General features: G+C 33.2%; 16 protein-coding genes, 1 tRNA gene and 2 pseudogenes. 11 read left to right on the top strand and 8 right to left on the bottom strand.

All coding sequences use genetic code 11. The features are described 5' to 3' along the window. Window positions 1-58: 58 nt before the first annotated feature. Window positions 59-680, bottom strand: a pseudogene (locus AAGD65_RS03850) (IS6 family transposase). Between the two features lie 46 nt (window positions 681-726). Then, window positions 727-1,896, bottom strand: a complete 1,170-nt coding sequence (gene ubiH / locus AAGD65_RS03845) for a 2-octaprenyl-6-methoxyphenyl hydroxylase (RefSeq protein WP_264374827.1) — start codon at window positions 1,894-1,896, stop codon at window positions 727-729. Window positions 1,897-2,035: 139 nt separating this feature from the next. Between ubiH and AAGD65_RS03840 the strand changes: the two genes are divergently transcribed. The 3 genes and pseudogenes from AAGD65_RS03840 (at window position 2,036) to AAGD65_RS03830 (ending at window position 4,001) form a co-directional block, all read left to right on the top strand. Next, window positions 2,036-2,425: a hypothetical protein gene (locus AAGD65_RS03840; RefSeq protein WP_264682755.1), complete on the top strand. Its 390-nt coding sequence runs from the start codon at window positions 2,036-2,038 to the stop codon at window positions 2,423-2,425. A gap of 46 nt (window positions 2,426-2,471) precedes the next feature. After that, window positions 2,472-3,093: pseudogene (locus tag AAGD65_RS03835) on the top strand (IS6 family transposase). 131 nt (window positions 3,094-3,224) lie between these two features. Next, window positions 3,225-4,001, top strand: a complete 777-nt coding sequence (locus AAGD65_RS03830; RefSeq protein ID WP_010406361.1) for an enoyl-ACP reductase — start codon at window positions 3,225-3,227, stop codon at window positions 3,999-4,001. A gap of 395 nt (window positions 4,002-4,396) precedes the next feature. Here AAGD65_RS03830 and AAGD65_RS03825 read toward each other — a convergent pair whose 3' ends face one another. Further along, entirely contained in the window at window positions 4,397-5,578 is a 1,182-nt protein-coding gene (locus AAGD65_RS03825) for a hypothetical protein (RefSeq protein WP_264682753.1), read from the bottom strand. 118 nt (window positions 5,579-5,696) lie between these two features. Between AAGD65_RS03825 and ychF the strand changes: the two genes are divergently transcribed. Next, window positions 5,697-6,791, top strand: a complete 1,095-nt coding sequence (ychF, locus tag AAGD65_RS03820; RefSeq protein ID WP_341810883.1) for a redox-regulated ATPase YchF — start codon at window positions 5,697-5,699, stop codon at window positions 6,789-6,791. Window positions 6,792-6,822: 31 nt separating this feature from the next. Here ychF and AAGD65_RS03815 read toward each other — a convergent pair whose 3' ends face one another. Beyond that, window positions 6,823-8,244, bottom strand: coding sequence for a hypothetical protein (locus AAGD65_RS03815; RefSeq protein WP_341810882.1), 1,422 nt, complete (start codon window positions 8,242-8,244; stop codon window positions 6,823-6,825). A gap of 143 nt (window positions 8,245-8,387) precedes the next feature. Beyond that, complete coding sequence (glpX, locus tag AAGD65_RS03810) at window positions 8,388-9,311, bottom strand: class II fructose-bisphosphatase (protein WP_254230082.1); 924 nt, start codon at window positions 9,309-9,311, stop codon at window positions 8,388-8,390. Between the two features lie 116 nt (window positions 9,312-9,427). On the opposite strand from glpX, the gene AAGD65_RS03805 reads away from it, so the two are divergent. Then, window positions 9,428-10,789, top strand: a complete 1,362-nt coding sequence (locus tag AAGD65_RS03805; RefSeq protein WP_341810881.1) for an ankyrin repeat domain-containing protein — start codon at window positions 9,428-9,430, stop codon at window positions 10,787-10,789. Between the two features lie 66 nt (window positions 10,790-10,855). On the opposite strand, the gene AAGD65_RS03800 is transcribed toward AAGD65_RS03805, so the two are convergent. Continuing rightward, window positions 10,856-10,929 (bottom strand) — tRNA-Arg (locus AAGD65_RS03800). 151 nt (window positions 10,930-11,080) lie between these two features. Between AAGD65_RS03800 and AAGD65_RS03795 the strand changes: the two genes are divergently transcribed. The 6 genes from AAGD65_RS03795 (at window position 11,081) to AAGD65_RS06990 (ending at window position 15,446) form a co-directional block, all read left to right on the top strand. After that, on the top strand, window positions 11,081-11,818 hold the full coding sequence (locus AAGD65_RS03795; RefSeq protein ID WP_007302769.1) for an ABC transporter ATP-binding protein: 738 nt from the start codon (window positions 11,081-11,083) through the stop codon (window positions 11,816-11,818). A 140-nt stretch (window positions 11,819-11,958) separates the two neighbouring features. Next, window positions 11,959-12,126: a twin-arginine translocase TatA/TatE family subunit gene (locus tag AAGD65_RS03790; protein ID WP_006013840.1), complete on the top strand. Its 168-nt coding sequence runs from the start codon at window positions 11,959-11,961 to the stop codon at window positions 12,124-12,126. 126 nt (window positions 12,127-12,252) lie between these two features. After that, window positions 12,253-12,906 (top strand): exopolysaccharide biosynthesis protein, encoded by a 654-nt coding sequence (locus AAGD65_RS03785; protein WP_007302768.1) that lies wholly within the window; start codon window positions 12,253-12,255, stop codon window positions 12,904-12,906. A gap of 114 nt (window positions 12,907-13,020) precedes the next feature. Next, window positions 13,021-13,677 carry an exopolysaccharide biosynthesis protein gene (locus tag AAGD65_RS03780; RefSeq protein ID WP_007302767.1) on the top strand — a complete coding sequence of 219 codons (657 nt, stop codon included), beginning with the start codon at window positions 13,021-13,023 and terminating at the stop codon, window positions 13,675-13,677. Further along, window positions 13,670-15,064 (top strand): cysteine--tRNA ligase, encoded by a 1,395-nt coding sequence (gene cysS / locus AAGD65_RS03775; protein WP_064085935.1) that lies wholly within the window; start codon window positions 13,670-13,672, stop codon window positions 15,062-15,064. The genes AAGD65_RS03780 and cysS overlap by 8 nt, the downstream gene beginning before the upstream one ends. Further along, entirely contained in the window at window positions 15,033-15,446 is a 414-nt protein-coding gene (locus tag AAGD65_RS06990) for a YqaA family protein (RefSeq protein ID WP_012481730.1), read from the top strand. The genes cysS and AAGD65_RS06990 overlap by 32 nt, the downstream gene beginning before the upstream one ends. Before the next feature lie 30 nt (window positions 15,447-15,476). Here the strand turns inward: AAGD65_RS06990 and AAGD65_RS03770 are convergent, their stop codons facing one another. Further along, the gene (locus AAGD65_RS03770; protein WP_264682743.1) at window positions 15,477-18,413 is read right to left on the bottom strand and encodes a DUF3971 domain-containing protein; all 2,937 of its coding nucleotides are present in this window, start codon (window positions 18,411-18,413) and stop codon (window positions 15,477-15,479) included. Beyond that, a complete protein-coding gene (rnhA, locus tag AAGD65_RS03765; protein WP_010401349.1) occupies window positions 18,406-18,843 on the bottom strand; it encodes a ribonuclease HI in 438 nt (145 codons plus the stop codon). Before rnhA ends, AAGD65_RS03770 begins: the two co-directional genes overlap by 8 nt. Window positions 18,844-18,964: the final 121 nt, after the last annotated feature.

Here is an 18,964-nt window from a genome sequence, read left to right as displayed (position 1 = left end):
ACTAAAAAAGGTTCTGTCGCATCTATAAACCATAGGAAAAAAGGTGGGATTATAGGAGTTATGAAGCCATTAACATAGCAAAATTCTCAAAAGTAGAAACATTATTTTAATAATTTGTCTTTTTTGAATCATACGAATATTTTCTATGCCTGTGATGGTAATCTTTGCGAAATGGAAGCTTTTAAACCCAAGCATTGGCTTTATTAGTTTTTTGATAAATCTATCAACAATATTATTTAGATATTTTATTTGAAGAACTGTAATCTTCAGAAATTTCTGCATTCAAATCATCAAGAGCAGCAGTATTACTGCCGCTTTTATCAATTATAATTTTCTCAGGAAGATAGTTACTCCTGAAGGCTTTACGAAAGAATGCAAGTGCTGCAGACTTGTCTCTACTAACACACAAGTCTACAGTATATAAATAAACCCATTTACCGTTTAATTTAATGTAAGTCTCTCCAACTACTACCAACCTGCTTCTTTCTTTTCCTTACTGCCTCATCTATCAGTGGTGATAACCCACCTTTGTAACGTAGCATTTTGCTCCCCTTATACTCATCATTTCTTCCAAATCTCGATAGCTCAAAGAGAATCGACATTTCATGTATACAGATAACATCCGCTGAAAAGCTAAATCCTTTGAAATATGGCAACAATTTTTGATTGATACGAAACATCTTTGCTTTTTCTTTAGACAATTATATCATTCTTCTTTCTACTTCCCTACAAATGCGACAGAACCAACCCCATAGCATGTCGAACGAAGCTTTTTTTAAGAAAATCTGAATTTTCAACTACCATTAAACCAAGATTGCTCAGAACTTTAACGCAAAGTATTCTGTTGGAAAATATTCTATTTAGTCCATCAGTTGCAAGTGCCATAGTAAAATTATCAAAGTATCTATCACGTGAAATTTTCTTCAATAGATAATTACTGCCAACATCAATGCCAGAGGATTTTGCAGCAGTTATTTGTCTAATAACACTCTCTACATCTCTCATTCCAAGGTTAAGTCCTTGACCTGCAACCGGGTGGATTGAATGTGCTGCATCGCCAATCAGCAAAATTCTGCTTTTATGAAGCTTTCTCGCAAAAGTAAAACTCAAAGGGTAAGATTTTCTTTCACCCTCTAATTCAATTTCTCCCAAATAAGAACCAAATCTTTTTTTGAGTTCTATGATAAACTCCTCTTCAGATAAGCTCATCAGCATTTTTGAAATTTCGCATTTTTCTGTCCAAACTATTGAAGAAGTATAGCCACCTTTCATTGGCAAAATTGCAAATGGACCACCAGGAAAAAACCGCTCTACAGCTAAGTTTTGGTGATGTAATTCATGTTTTACATTAAATACCATGCTATTTTGTTTATAATCAAATTTTATCATTGGTATAGAAAACAACTCTGGCAACTTAGAGTTTTTACCTTCAGCACAGATAAATAGTGATGATATCAATTTTTGATCATTATCAAGAGTAACTTCCATGTATCCTTCGTCACAAGAGATTGTTTTATAGGAACGTGGAGAATATATATTGAGTTTATGCAAAAAATTGTTATTGATTGCATTCCATATAATAGCGCTCTTGATTACGTAGCCCATTGGCTCTTCACCAACCATTTTATGGTCATAATGCACAGTAAATGGACTATCTCCATCTAATATGCATATATCAAGTATTGGTTCAGCTTCGCCTTCTAAGAGCCGCCAAATCCCTAATTTTTCTAGTATTTTTTTTGATCCTTGAGAAATAGCAAATGCTCGATTATCATCAACTGCACGTGGTAAACTATTTTTCTCAATTACGGCTACAGATACAGAGTCATTACTCAGGCCAATAGCAGTAATAAGACCAATTAGCCCACTACCTGAAATGATTACATCGTAATTCATTTTATTTACCTAAAATTACATTTTATTCGTTTTGAAAATAGTTTAAATAAACTTCGTAGATGCTGGACTTCTTATCACTACCTTAGTATACCTCAGATTAGTAATAAAGTATTAATTATTTTATTAAAGGAAACAGCTTATGACTACAGATTGCAAAAAAGAATTACTAAATTGCATTAACAAGTACAGAGAAGAATTTGCAGAAAATAAAGCAGCAATTAGACAAACTTTAACTAGCGATAAAATTAATATAAGCGATTACTTTTATCAGGGTGATAAAATCTGTAACGAAGAAATATTTAATGCAGGAAGCGAGTGTTATGGTACAAAATATGGTGGGAAACAAAAATATACATATGATGAGTGGAAGCCAAAAATTGAAAAATCTAAAGCTAACGAGTTGTTAAAAGACAAAAATTTGCAAGAAACGTTAAAAAGCAAAGATTCGCAAGAAGAGTTAAAAGGCAAAATATCAAAGAGTCTTGAGGATTATAAACAGTATCATGAAAAGGTTCTGTCGCATTTGTAGGGAAGTAGAAAGAAGAATGATATAATTGTCTAAAAAAAAAGCAAAGATGTTTCGTATCAATCAAAAATTGTTGCCATATTTCAAAGGATTTAGCTTTTCAGCGGATGTTATCTGTATACATGAAATGTCGATTCTCTTTGAGCTATCGAGATTTGGAAGAAATGATGAGTATAAGGGGAGCAAAATGCTACGTTACAAAGGTGGGTTATCACGACTGATAGATGAGGCAGTAAGGAAAAGAAAGAAGCAGGTTGGTAGTAGTTGGAGAGACTTACATTAAATTAAACGGTAAATGGGTTTATTTATATACTGTAGACTTGTGTGTTAGTAGAGACAAGTCTGCAGCACTTGCATTCTTTCGTAAAGCCTTCAGGAGTAACTATCTTCCTGAGAAAATTGTAATTGATAAAAGCGGCAGTAATACTGCTGCTCTTGATGATTTGAATGCAGAAATTTCTGAAGATTACAGTTCTTCAAATAAAATATCTAAATAATATTGTTGATAGATTTATCAAAAAACTAATAAAGCCAATGCTTGGGTTTAAAAGCTTCCATTTCGCAAAGATTACCATCACAGGCATAGAAAATATTCGTATGATTCAAAAAAGACAAATTATTAAAATAATGTTTCTACTTTTGAGAATTTTGCTATGTTAATGGCTTCATAACTCCTATAATCCCACCTTTTTTCCTATGGTTTATAGATGCGACAGAACCTTTTTTATACGTTAGCTACAGTTAAAACATAATTGACTTTGCCTAGTTAATATTTCAAATTATAAAAAAGGCAAATAATTCTATGATATTGCAGGGCAAAAAAGGGTTAATAACCGGAATAATAAATAAAAGGTCAATAGCATATGGTATAGCACAGACCCTCTCAGAACATGGAGCTGAGCTTGCAATCACTTATCAAAATGAAACAATAAAAGAGAAATTATTACCAATAGCAAGTGAATTAAATGTAGAGTTAATATTGCACTGTAATGTTTCAAATGAGGAAACTATAGATAATGCTTTTAAGGAAATAAAGGAGAAGTGGGGTGCTATTGATTTTTTGGTACATGCAATAGCATTCTCCGATAAAAATGAGCTAAATGGTAAATATGTCAATACTTCACTAAACAACTTTATTAATGCAATGCATATATCGTGCTATTCTTTTACTGCTTTAGCGCAAAGAGCGGAAAAAATGATGTTAAATGGCGGTAGTTTACTTACTTTATCTTACTATGGTGCTGAAAAAGTTATGCCAAATTATAATGTGATGGGTTTATGTAAAGCAGCACTTGAAGCAAGTGTAAAATATATAGCATGTGATCTCGGACCACAGAACATCAGAGTAAATGCAATTTCTGCTGGTCCAATCAGAACTTTGGCATCTTCTGGAATAAGTGACTTTCACTCCATATCGGAATGGAATAGAAGTAATTCTCCACTTAGACGTAATGTTACAATAGAAGATGTTGGCAAGGCAGCACTATACTTATTAAGCGACCTGAGTAGTGGTACAACTGGAGAAATTTTACATGTTGATTCAGGGTATAATGTTGTGGGAATGAAGATAGTAGACTAATACAGTACTGCAGATGCATGTGAAGCCTGTGTTTTTTTGTTATCCGAGTAATTGACATTGGAGCCCAGTGTCAGCTACTCGAATGACAACATTTTTTAATTAAATCTCGCACATTAACCATAGAGTTATTATTTTATAAGTATTTGTTGCTGCTGATCTTCTATTTTTACTTCCTCCATTTGGGTTAAGAGATTGTGCGTGAGGGTTGCTCTTGAAGTTGCCTTGCAAGGAAAAAGTCTTTTTCCTCCCGATCTTGGAGTTGCTTTGCAAGCAAGAAATCCTATTGTTCTTGTGTTTGTTTTGCTAAGACTTTATTCTTATTAAGCAGTGGTTAAAAATGAGCATGGCTTTTATTATAGAATGCCCCCCTATAGAAGTATATAGACTATGAAGACTTATCTTACAGGTTGTGGTACTTGTTGTTGATAAAATGTTTTTTCTACACGTGCTTCTTCCACACTGCACCTTCTTGATAAGACTGGCTCCTCAAGGCATTTTATACGTTGTTGTACATCATTAATGCACTGCCCTATAACATCACCAATTTTTCCATTAGCATTTCCTACCAATAACTCATCAAACTCCCTCTCAATCTCTACTCTCTCAGAGATATCCTTTGAAAGATCACAATATTCCAAAATTTCATCTATCTGAAGTTGTTTTGCTAATAGAAAGTCTTCTTGCTCCTGCTGCTGTTTTATTAACTCTTGAGTTACAATTTTAGCCCTAGAGTAATGATTTCCTTCAAGATATATTGTTTCTCTCTCTTTACTACCCCATAACTCGTCATTTAATTTATAACTCTCACGATTAAACATCTGATTTAGTTGATCATTGTTTATCATTTCAGGATTTGGTTCAAACTTTTGTTGTTTCTCTCTGCCGCTAACTTTACAATGGACATTAATTTCAATGTTAGCTAAAGAAGCTAATAATTGAATTTCTTCAATAAAAGGAAAATAACTTTTACTTTCTATTGCTTCTAGATAGGATTGATAGAGTTCAGGTTTGTCAAGAAATGAGCGTGTAATAAAATCACTGTTATATTCGGCATTATAGTCACTCTCACCAATGCCATCAAGAGCCTCTGCATATTCACTTAGATTAAGCACAGCTTGATTATGCGATATATTAAATTTGCTAACAGCTCTACTTACCAACCTCTTCACATTACCTTCAGCATTTTCAATTTTCCTATTTGTTTGCTTAACCAGACCCTTTATTTTATCAGACTTGCCAGTTAAATCCCCTGGCTTATTAAAAAACATATTAAAAACCTTTTCTAGCTGATCCTTTAAAGGAGCTGGCATACTTGGATCATCTAAAGACGTAAATCGACTTAAAAATTTGTGCCATTCCATTCTCATATCTTGCGCTCTTTCAGCTTTATATGTACCAGAACTGTTATCACCAAACACTGCATGAAAAAAGCAATTGCCATCACCTGCAGTATCATATTTAACTACTTGGTTATTAGAAGGTTCTTTTTCTACATTACTCTCTGAAGTCTTGCGTCCTTTAGCATTTTCAATACTGTCAAAACCATTTGGTAATTTCCGTTTTCTAAGCCCAACCATAATTTCTACCTTAATTCAAGCTATATGTTATTATATTAACTAACTTATTAATAAGTAACTAATTAGGTATAGCAAAAATTTTTTAATTATGCAATAATTAAGGCTTTAAATAGCAAATATGAGCTTTAACTGTGGTATAGTTGGACTGCCAAATATAGGAAAATCAACTTTATTTAATGCACTTACAGAGTCAAGTGCAGCTGAAGCTGCAAATTATCCTTTTTGCACAATCGAGCCAAATGTTGGCAAAGTGCCAATACGAGATCAGCGTTTGAAACAAATTGCCGCGATTGCTCACTCAGGGAAAATAATCTACAATCAACTGGAAGTCGTCGATATTGCCGGCTTGGTTAAGGGTGCGAGCAAGGGTGAAGGACTAGGAAATAAATTTTTGAGTCATATCAGAGAAGTTGATGCCATTGTTCATCTGCTCAGGTGCTTTACGGATGACGATATCAGCCATGTAAACAGTAAAATAGATCCAATATCAGATGCTGAAATAGTGGAAATGGAGTTAATTCTAGCTGATATTGATAGCATAGAAAAAAGGCTTCCTCAATTGGAAAAGAAAGCAAAGCAAGGTGATAAAGAGCTAAAGAGACAACTTGAATTAATGCAAGAGGTATTAGCTACTTTAAAATTAGGTAAACCGGCAAGAAGCTTGGAGAATATCGATGAAGATGAGATGAAGTTGCTTCAATTGCTAACAACAAAGCCTGTTATGTATGTATGCAATGTTGAAGATACGAATATCATAACTGGTAATGAACTATCTAAAAGGGTGGAAAAAATGGCGGAAGAAAATAAAAGCAAATTTTATTGTATTTCAGCGAAACTTGAAGCAGATATTGCAAATCTTGATAGTGAAGAGGAAAAACAGAATTTTTTATCAGAATTTGGCTTACAAGAATCAGGACTTGATGGAGTAGCACGTATTATGTATGAAGTGCTAAGTATGATAACTTTTTTTACTGTGGGCCCCAAAGAAGCACGTGCATGGCCAATAAAGATAGGATCAACAGCTGACAAAGCAGCAGGTGTAATTCACACTGATTTTGAAAAGGGCTTTATAAAAGCAGAAACGATAAGCTTTGCAGATTATATAAAATATGGAAGCGAATCAGCTTGCAAAGATGCAGGGAAGATTCGCTTCGAAGGCAGAGACTATATAGTGCAAGATGGTGATATAATGCACTTTAGGTTTAATGTGTAGTATACATCTAACTACCAAAGTACCCGGGAGTCTAGCCTTTCTTTATGGCTTCCTCTTCGCTGATCTTATCTAGTTCCACGCCATGGAGAATGGAGCTAGGTGTTGTAACAACTTCTTTTCCCTGTGGTTGTATATTCTTCTCTTCCTCACATAATACGTTCTCCAGACATTCTTCTAAAAATTCATATAAAGCTTGATTTTCTATAAGCATATCCTTATTTTGCTTAGCTAATTCTAAAATTTCCCTTACTTGAACATCTTTACCATTAATAGTTACCTGACCAATCTCAATATTACTAGAATTTGCATTTAAACTAATAAAGCAGTCAACAAATTCACCTTTTTCATTTTTTGCACTCCACTTAATTTCCATGTTGCATATTGCATCTTCTTCAAAGCAGTAATTTCTTTTTCCATTATCATTCTTCTCAACCGTTGCTATTCTTTTATCGTTACTGTATATTTCTACTATCTTTACCTCATTTTTATTTCTTTCCATCCCTTCAATTTTGTCAGTGAAAAGACGGCTGATTTCTAAGCTACACCCAGGCTTAGAAATATTAATACTAAGATGATCATAATGATTAAGAGAACGTTTTGCATATGCGCATGGCACATAACATCCATCAAAAAAGGCAACTGCACTATCAGTTTTGAGAAATTCCTGTCCGTTACTCATCCCTTCTTCGACTCGAAGAAGATATCTACCCAACCTCTTTTTAAAATTCTTTCGCTTGTCTTCAGGAATAGACTTTTCATTCAATATACTTATTATTTCTTTTTGCTTACTTAATACCACATAATTAAAAAGGAAAATGTTCTTATTCCATCGATAATAATTCGCTATTTTGTCAAATGGATCTGCAGGCCAGCCTTTATTATAATTTACGTTATCCTTATCATCTGTACACAAATTATCCTTAAGGCCAAAATTCAATTTTCTAAAATCTGATAATACTTCTTCTGCCCTATCTTCAAACAATTGAAGTTTATTTTGAAATTCTTTCCCATAATTCATTTTCTCGTTTATTTTAAGAAGATATTCACTAAATTTCTTCCTAAAATTTTCTTGATCTTTGTGGGCAAGCCTCTGATCTAATATATCTGTTATGTATTTTCGCTTATTCAATATTACGTAGTTAAAAAGGTCACTCTTTTCCTCATTTTTATAATCTTCTGCTATTTTGTTAAAACACTTACTATCATTATAATCCAATTTTTCGAAGTCTTGGAGCACGCTTTTTACATCATCCTCACTAAATTGAAGATTTGTTTGAAGAAATGGGTTAGTTGTATTCTTTCCACTTTGATTATCAGGTAAAACACATTGAGAATCTCTTTGAGTGGATGAGATAGCTAAACTTTCTTTGCTTTCTAAAGAAGAATTATTATTTTTTTCAAGCGGTGAGTTTTTCTCCTCACGATTTAAAAAACTAGAAACCCAAGAAAACATTTCACACCTCTTATATCTAAATAAGCTTAATTATAACTTGATGCCAAATGTTGTAAAGCTAAAATTAATATGTAAACTCATTTTTTTACAAGACAGCTACAGGTAGCTTCTACAAAATTATATAATTAGTATATAATAAATGTTCAAGATATTGATTTCGTTTGTATTTTTACTACCTTACCAGGTAATATTATTAATGAACGGGTCAAGCAGATATCTCGATTAAGTTTTACTCCATCCACAAGTTCTCCATTTGTTACTCCAGTTGCAATAAACACTGATTCACCCTTTGCCATATCTTTTATGGTGTAGATTTTTTCTGGGTCCGTGATATTCAAAATTTTTGCTCTTTCTCTTAACTGATCGGTGTCAAATATCAATCTTCCTTCCATCTGTCCACCGATTGAGCTTAGTGCTGCAGCTGCAAGCACTCCCTCTGGTGCTCCTCCTATGCCGATATACATATCGTGGTTGCCATTTATTAGTGAAACTACGGCTGCAACATCACCATCATCTATTAGTTTAACTTTTACTCCCAATCTCCTGATTTTCAATATTAATTCATCATGCCTTTCACGTTTAAGTACAGTTACTATAAGATCACTTGCTTTACATCCTTTTGCCTTGGCTAAATTGTCCAGATTCTTCTCAATCCTATTTTTTAGTGAGACTACACCCTCTGGGAGATTTTTTCCCACTGCTATCTTTTCCATATAAACATCAGGTGCATGTAAAAAATTACCTTTTTTTGTTGCAGCAAGAACAGACATTGCCCCTTGTTTATAATGAGCGCAAATCGTAGTGCCCTCAAGTGGATCAACAGCGATGTCAATCTCAGGGCCACTTCCTGTGCCAACTTTTTCTCCGATATATAGCATCGGTGCTTCGTCCCTCTCCCCTTCCCCAATCACAATTGTACCATTTATTTCCATTGAGTTTAGCACCGTACGCATTGCATCAACTGCAACCTGATCGGCCTTTTTTTCATTACCAAGGCCTGCCAATTTATATGCAGCAAGTGCTGCAGCTTCGGTTACTTTCACTAACTTATAAGCTAAATCTTCCATCATTTGCTCGAGAATTATAAATCAATATATATCATGCCATTTGATACTGCAAGATTCCTTGACTGACTTTGATAAAGTTGGTATAATAGAGCATTGTAATAGTAGGTTTAATTATATTGTACAGTCAGGAAGAAATCAAGGAATTGTGTCTAGATGCAGGTAGGTTTTTAATTAATGATAATAGGTACAACAATAAAATCACCCTTGAAAGCTTGCAAAATAGGTTAAGAAGAAAGACTAAATTTAAATACATTGATTTGCAAAGTAAATGCGAAGGGAACAATTCATTAGGAGACTTACTTCTAAAACTTGCAGATGAAAATGACAACCTAAATGTTAGAGAATTTTTCCTTGAAAACGGATTCAAGCTTCCTGAGCAAGAACAAGTAACTGCTGATGAAAACAAGGAAAAGGAAGAGCAAAATACACCTAATTTAGAAGAAGATAGAGCAGAACTTAGCAACAAAAATGAAGATGATCAATTTTCTACTTCATACAACAAGATAAAGAAAATTGTAGCTAGCAACCCTAATATAACTGCTGAGGAGTTTTGTAATGAGCTTGAAAAAGAGAAAATAGATATAAAAATAACAAACCAAGATGGTTGGACTTTGCTTTATTATGCTGTCCGTTCAGAAGGACCTGGTATTATCGACGATCGCATTATATTCCTAAAGATTGTTGAGTTACTCACAAATTTAAACATCGGAATCGATTTTAAAGATACTGCTTCCAAAACTGTGTTGGGTACAGCTGCAATAAATAAACAAGCTGATGTTATAAAGATACTCTTGGATAGTGGTAAATTTAATGAAGAAGAAAAATTTAACGCTCTGCGTCTTGCTATTATTCAAGGCAATGTTCAAGAAGTTAAAGCATTTTTAGGTTATGTAAATGCTGAAAGCAGACAAGCAGCTTTAGAGTGTGCTGTGAATAATACACAAAATAATACACAAGAAGAAATTACTCAGGTACTTTTAAACTTTATTACACCAGAAACACCCAATGTAAAAGAAAATAGAGCAAAACCTTGCAGCAGTAATGGAAATATTGGTAATAGACCTGTAGCAACAGTGCTCCCTGTTAGTACTAATGGTAATAATAACAAAAATGAAGCACCTGTATCAACAAGGACTGGCCCAACTGTCACACCAAATAATGATAAGAAAGCTAACGGCTTTGTAGAGGCTCAATTTTCTCCACCACATGAAAAAGAAACTAAATACAAAAAAAGTAAGGAGAGTTTTTACGCCTCATTAAGGAGTGATGTTGTTGGAGTTGTTATTGCAGGATTGTTTGTTGCTGCTGCTGTGATGGTTCCATCTTTAGCTGGTGCATTAGTTTGCAGTGTCCTAGCTATTTTAGTTGTAATAGTAACTGGATTACATGTAAAAAATTTTACACTTCCAAGTTACAGCGAAATGAGAGAAAATAAGGTTGAACCTGTAAATTCAAGTTTGAGAAACCATGCAATCTAGCTCCTAGAATCACTTTTCAAACCAATTATAATTTCTTGATTGTTAAACCACTTTATCAAAATTAAGTGGGACTAGTGCGATTCGAACGCACGGCCTTCGGATTAGGAATCCAACGCTCTATCCTACTGAGCTATAGTCCCATGTCTTCTGCTATTTATGCAAAATTATAGCAAAAAGTCTCGCATTTTTCTAGGCACCCTGTACAATTAATTCACAATAATAAAAAATATTTCTGTATTTCTTGAATGTAATACTGTTATATTTAATAATACGATTCCAATTGAAAGATTAATGCTAGTTAACAATATTAGTTACTTTTATAGTAATCAAGATGGCTTTGCTTTAAGCAACATCAACATTCAAGTGAAGAAAGGAAGTGTTGCCTGTTTACTAGGTCATTCTGGCTGTGGCAAGTCAACAATTCTAAAATTAATCGCAGGAATAGAAAATCCAAAATCTGGAACCATTGTTATAAATGATAAATTAGTTGCAAGTAACAAAGTGTCAATTGCTATAGAGCGTAGAAATATCGGATTGATTTTTCAGCATTCTGCATTATTTCCTCATAAAACAGTAATAGAAAATATAACTTTTGCTATTTGCAGTACTTCTAAAAAAGAAAAATACCTTACTGCATTGGAAATCTTAAAGCTATTTAATATAGAAAAATATGAAAACATGTACCCTCATGCTTTATCAGGAGGACAGCAACAATTAGTTGCAATAGCAAGAGTAATGGCGCAAAATCCTGATGTTGTTTTGCTCGATGAACCATTTTCTAATTTAGATATACTGCTCAAATATCGAATAAGGCACCATATATTGTCACTTTTTAGAAGCAAAAATATTCCTGTACTCATGGTAACTCATGATCCGCAAGAAGCGTTGAAAGTTGCAGATTTTATTTACGTGATGAAAAATGGTAAAATTATTCAATCAGGAGTTCCTAGCTACATATACCACAGACCTAAAGATGATACGTTAGCAAAATTTTTTAGTGAGCTTCCTTTTACTCTACAGCTAAACTAAACTTAATGTTAGGCTAAAACTATTATAAGATAATTAAAAACTCTTGATTTATAATTCAATAAAAGTGATATAATTTATGTATCACTTGGCTTCAGTCAAGTTTTAATACCTAAAAGTTAATATTTTCAACGGAGGTACAAATGAGTTTAGGTCCATGGCAGCTGTTTCTAGTCTTAATAATAATCTTAGTTCTGTTTGGTGCAGGTAGGTTACCACAAGTTATGGGTGATTTAGGCAAAGGCATTAAAAACCTTAAACAAGAACTTAAGGATTCAGAGAAACTATCATCTAATGAACCAGATCGTTAGCTTCCTTATGTTTCGTGACACGCACTAAAGTGCGTGTCATTTGTTTAAACAAGGCTAAAGAATTGAAGAGGTATGATTGAAGTACAGTAATAATTATGTTAGTTAGAATGTTATTAAAGGTTAATCGTGGAAGAAAGTGAGAAATTGACTGAAGATAAAAAATTGGCCTCTGATATTCTAAAAGAGGTTGCAGATACCAATAACAACGATAGTGATAAAGTAACATTGTTCGACATCAAAACAGCTTTACATGAGCGCGGTTTTGGTATTTTAATAATCATCTTCTCTTTACCGCTATCAGTACCTATACCTGTTCCACCTGGCTATACAACCATTCTTTCTATACCTTTAATCTTATTTTCACTGCAGCTTCTATTTGGGTTTGATTCTCCTTGGATGCCTAATTGGCTAGAAAGGAAATCTTTTCAACGTTCAACACTAGCTCTCGTGGTAGAGAAAACTTCACCTATATTAAAAAAAATAGAAAAGTTCATGAAACCAAGAATGTCTTTTATTTTTCTTGGTCCGGGTGAAAAGATTCTAGCTTTTATGATGTTGCTTTGTGCAATAATAATAGCTCTTCCATTACCTTTTACTCACTTCCTTCCTGCAATTGGTATAACTCTTATTTCACTCGGCATTATGGGTAAAGATGGATTTTTATCTACGTTAGGAGTGTTAGTTTCATTCTGTGCGTTATTGGTTACCCTTATTGTAATAGTTAAAGGACCAAAACTTATAGCCGGAACACTTTCTCTTCTTAAAAGCCTTATAACTTAAAAGCTTTACAACACTTTAATAAAAGAATGAAGTACAGCATGAAATGAATAATCGATATTGAAATATAGCAATAACTATGTTAGTTAGAAGTTATATTGTTATTAAAGGGTAACTGTGGAAAAAAGTGTGAAATTGACTGAAGATAAAAAATTGGCCTCTGATATTCTAAAAGAGGTTGCAGATACTAATAATAACGATAATGATAAAGTAACATTATTTGATATTAAAACAGCTTTACATGAGCGTGGTTTTGGTATTTTAATAATCATCTTCTCTTTACCGCTATCAGTACCTATACCTGTTCCACCTGGCTATACAACCATTCTTTCTATACCTTTAATCTTATTTTCACTGCAGCTTCTATTTGGGTTTGATTCTCCTTGGATGCCTAATTGGCTAGAAAGGAAATCTTTTCAACGTTCAACACTAGCTCTCGTGGTAGAGAAAACTTCACCTACATTAAAAAAAATAGAAAAGTTCATGAAACCAAGAATGTCTTTCATTTTTCGTGGTCCTGGTGAAAATATTTTAGCATTTATAATGCTGCTTTGTGCATTATCGATAGCAATCCCACTTCCTTTAACTAACTTCATTCCTGCAATTGGTACAACTCTCATTTCACTGGGTATCATGAGCAAAGATGGATTTCTCTCTATAATGGGAGTATTAGTATCATTGTGTGGGTTATTACTTACTCTTGTCGTAATAGTTAAAGGACCACAGCTTATATTTGGAGCATTTTCTTTTCTAAAAAGCTTTGTATATGGTTAAGCTTTACAACACTTTAACAAAAAAAAAAGAGCCCTTTACACCGATCGATAAAGATCATATAAAAATGTACGTTTGTGGGCCAACAGTATATGATACAGCACATATAGGTAATGCACGTTCTATTGTTGTTTACGATGTATTATTTCGACTGCTTAAATTTTGTTATGGAAAAGTTACTTATGTGCGTAATATAACCGACATCGATGACAAGATAATCAATGCAGCAAATGAGAAAAATAGTAATATAGAAAGCATTAGCAAATATTACACTAAAACTTTTCATGAAGACATGGAAAGCATAAATTGTGCAGAACCAACATATGAACCAAAAGCAACGGAAAACATAGATAACATTATCAAGTTAATTGAGTCTTTGCTGCAAGCTGGTCATGCTTATGAATCCAATAAACATGTATATTTTAGTGTAGAATCTTACCCTGAATACGGCGTTTTATCAGGAAAAAAAATTGATGAATTAAACTACGGTAGTAGAGTTGAAGTTGGTGAAAATAAAAAACACCCAGGAGACTTCGTACTTTGGAAACCTGCAAACGAAACTGACTATAAACTTTCAAGTCACTGGAATAGTCCATGGGGAGAGGGAAGACCAGGGTGGCATATAGAATGTTCAGCCATGTCATATGCTTACCTTGGCAAAGATTTTGACATTCACGGTGGGGGTATAGACTTGCAATTTCCTCATCATGAGAATGAAATTGCACAGAGTAAATCTGCATTTGCTGAGTCAACGTTTGCAAAATATTGGGTACACAACGGGTTTCTTACGGTAAATGAAGAGAAAATGAGCAAATCCTTATTTAATATAGTCAAAGTAAGGGATTTGTTAGATAGTGGAATAAAGGGTGAAGTAATACGTTATGCGCTGCTTAAAACTCACTACAGAAAACCACTTGATTGGACAGAAAATGTTATCTCTGAGTCGCAAGAAACTTTAAACAAGTTTTATCGGTTATTACGTAGTACATGTATTGAGGAAAGTGATGCAGAAGTCTCTAAAGATTTTATAGAGGCTTTGAAAAACGATTTAAACATTCCTGAAGCTGTAGCCATATTGCATGAAATGGCTACAGAAATCAATAAGACAAGTAATGAATGTGAGAGGCTCAAATTAACTAAGAAGTTTGTTAAAAGCGCAAGGTTCATTGGTATTCTTGAGTCAAGTTATCAAGAGTGGTTTGCAAGTGGTGTGAGTCATCAAGAAATAGAAAGGTTGATAGACTTAAGAAAAGTAGCAAAACAAAATAAAGATTATGATACTGCAGACAAAATAAGAGAGCAATTGAAACAAATGGGGGTTACAATTTCTGACAACGAAGATGGTACAACAACTTGGTATGGAAAATTATCTCCTATTGTTTATAGATAGCCTAGTATCATCGCTTATCTTACCCATACATCAAGGTTTTGTACTTTACACTATGTTATGCTTTAGGTCAAACTACGATCAACTACTTATATTACTTTTTGGAGTATTAGGATCCAGTCTTGGTGGAATAGCTAACTGGTATTTAGGTAGAATAACAATTTTTATCAGAAGATCACATCACAAATTAGAGAATGAAGACAAAACACCAAAAATCGTAAGGCACCTACTGATTTGTGCAGTTGCATTGCTTTCGTGGGTACCAGCACTTGGAAGTGTGACTCAGATTTTATCCGGTTACTTCAAGTTAAACCTTTATATTCTTGTTCCCTTAATTATTTTATCTAACTTCCTCTGTTTGTTGTATCTAACGTTTACCATCTAACTAAACATCAATAAATAACTTTTCTTCTGGTCATATTGAGCTAAATTTCTTCTTCAAACTACCTTTTAAAATGCTTTTATTAGTTTTTGTCATAATACGATCAAATACTCCTAATAACCTCTTAAGTAAGCTTGGGGTTAGCGAAGAGATAGGATTAACAGATACGTTGTTGTTTTTATCATCACCATTTGCTTTGTAGTCTATTGAAATAATCCCCCTACTCTTCCCACCAGTCAGAAGTTTTCCGATTATAGGGATTTTCAACAAAGATTTGTTAATTGAATATGCTGGTATTACTTGTCCTTCAACCTGGAATTTATAACCCTTAATATCGAGTGTACCACTAGTGCTAATGCCTAGTTCCGCTCCTTCAAGCCAAGATTCTTCAATTTCAACAGTGCCATCTTTATATGAAAAAGGTGCATTACACTTATAAAAATGTACACCTTCGTTCTTTATAGCATTTACAATACCAGGCAGTGAAGACATTGATAATAAAGTGGTAAGCAGTGGAGCATCTTTGATATAGAAATTGCTGATAGATAACATACCATAATGTTCTCCATTTTCTCTCTTAGAAGATAGATAAAGAGATAATTTGCCATTTTTAACTGATTTACCAATACCTAAAGAACGCAAAAGCATACCTGAATTATCCGAATATATTTCAAGCCCTATTTCACTATGTTCTACTAGTATATTACTGTTATCTTCTAAAAACTGTCCTGTGAATTGACTTCCACTACAATCACCTTTAGCACAAGTTACATTTAGCTTAGCATCTTTTATGATAATTCCTTCTTTCATAATTATATTATCAACATTCATAGTAACTTCTATGTTGTTATTTAATCGATTACTATCTTTGCCAAGTAAACCTAAAACATCACTTAAGTTGATTTTCTCACCATGAATAGTTATGGCATTTTTCTCCTTACCTGACTCAATCTCTATACTAAAATTATTATCAGGTAATTTAAAGTTGCTAGAATTTAAATATAGATTTCCATTTTCTACTCTTCCGCTGAATTTTATGTCTAGATCATTTCCTACAACGTCTAGTTTGTCTATTAGCAACTCACCTACTCCTTTTAGCCTTGTAGAAAATAAAACTTTATTGTGATCTTCAAAATGGTTTTTCCACCCTAAGTAGCTTGAACGTGACTCAAGCTCTGATAAATCTATATTACCATTAATATATCCCGTCTTATCTTGATATACCACTGATTCTATATTTGCATTTATGTAACCATCACCGAAATTAAGTATTTGAGCAGGTAAATCTCCAGTCAAACTCCAGACAAAATTTTCATTTTTATTGCTACTTTTGAGGTCAAATAGAAGCTGTGTATTATTTACCATACCACTGCCATTTAAATCTATAAAGTCACTCCCAAAATCGAGCTTAATATCATACTTACCAAAACTTCCATTATACACCACCAAATTATCAATTTCAGAATGAAATTTGGCCGAAAAATCTACTTTTTTATCACTAGAGTTTAGATTAAAAATGCGAAAATTGAATACAGACTTTGCTATTCCACCTACTTTATCTCTTTCAAGTTTTACCACATCATCCAGCTTAAATCTTATAGGCTCATATAACCCATAAGCATCACTTACAGCCTGACCATTAATGGTAAGAACAGAATCTTCTTTATTGAGAGAGTTCATTTCAATATGACCACTATTGATAGTAAAATTCTGAAACTTAGCTCTATTTACAATAATTTTGAGATTGTTATCCTTGAGAGTTAACTCACCGTTCAACTTCTCCACTCGTTCAAAATCCTCATCAAATTGAACGCTGCCATTTTCTATATCAGCAACAATTACAATACCTGACAGATCATCATTTATTAAACTATCGATTTTACCGTTAAAACTTATAATTGTATTTATAATATTCCCATCAATATTATTACAATACCACTTTCTAAATTCATTGTTCACTAGACCATCTGGTACATAAGTACATAAATCTTTTGCAACAAGTTTACTAATATTAACTCTAAGCAAAGCATGATTTGTGCCAAAGTTCATTTTGCCAATCAAAGAAAGGTAAGTATCATTTAACTTAAAATGAAAGTTTTTTACGCTAATGATTTCATCACTATATGTCAAATTTACATTTACATTAGTCAAGGCTAAGTTTTTACCTGAGTGACTCTCTGTATTTAACACGTATATGTTTCCATCCATAACTTCATCCTTTCCATTAATTCTCATTGAGAAGTTCCCTTTGAACCCTATTTCTTTGTCCAAATTGTAACTTTTAACTAGTGTGGAAAACTTGTTAAATAGCCCCAACTTTAGGTTATAAAATGTTCCATACAAATTTAACAAATTATTGCGATTTTTTATCATAATAGATAAATCATCTAGAATCCCCTTTTTATCTTTTGTATGAACACGAATATTCAAAACATTAAAATTTTCCTCCTTTCCTACATATACTTTATCAATGAAGAATTCACCTTCCGTGCTTTTATTGACAGCAATGTTAGTAATTTCAATCCTTGAGTCTGCATTTAAGTAGAAAAAAATTTTTCTTATTGTCTTCAGCAGATTTTTTGTACTACTCATCTTATCTGTCATTACAGATGTTGTTATTCCTCTGGTCTCTTCCTTCTTGATATATATGTGTACATTACCAGCTAAAACCTGAGAGAACTTTTTGGAACTTAACTTAAAGTGTACGAAAAGCTCAGGAACTTCTATGGTAAAGTCAGGATTTGTTATTTTTAAATCTGTAATGACTAGCTTGCCATCTTTCTGCCAAATAACCGAGGTACTCTCCATGCTGACATCCGAATTGGTAAATATCTTTAATATTTTTTTCTTTATATAAAAATTAATATAACTAATATTGATTTCTAAAGGACCTTCCCCTTTAAAAGGGATAAAGAAGCAGAATATAAATAATAAAATTATAGAAAATGATATAGCTATTTTTTTAAGCATCGATTATTGCTTTTCTTGCTAAGCTGTCGGCTTCTTCATTGTATTTATCACCATTATGCGCTTTCACCCACTTCCAGTTAATCTCATGTTGCAAAGCAACATCGTCTAATTCTTTCCATAATTCTATATTTTTTACTGACTTCTTATTACTTGTCTTCCAGCCGTTCATTTTCCACTTATTTATCCATTCTGTTATACCGTATTTAATATAGAGGCTATCCGTATACAAACTGATATTACAAGGAAATTTTAATACCTTCAGTCCATTGATCACTGCTGTTAACTCCATTTTATTATTTGTAGTATTTTCTTCTCTACCACAGATGTTCTTTCTATGATTTTGAAATAATATGATTGCTGCCCACCCTCCTGTCCCTGGGTTACCAGAGCATGCTCCATCTGTGTATATTGTCACTTCCTTTTTCTTCATCTTTAACTGTAGTGAATTAATAAAGTATATCGTTGCTTCTATAAAATCACAATTTTTATAGATATAGAGGCAATTTAAGCCGCACCTTTAAATTTTATTATGGAAATAAAAAAAAGTGCTA

The organism is Wolbachia endosymbiont (group B) of Chesias legatella (assembly GCF_964026945.1).
GTDB lineage: Bacteria > Pseudomonadota > Alphaproteobacteria > Rickettsiales > Anaplasmataceae > Wolbachia.
The sequence above is the reverse complement of the archived record's forward strand: the minus strand, read 5'-3'. Positions and strand labels throughout refer to the sequence as shown.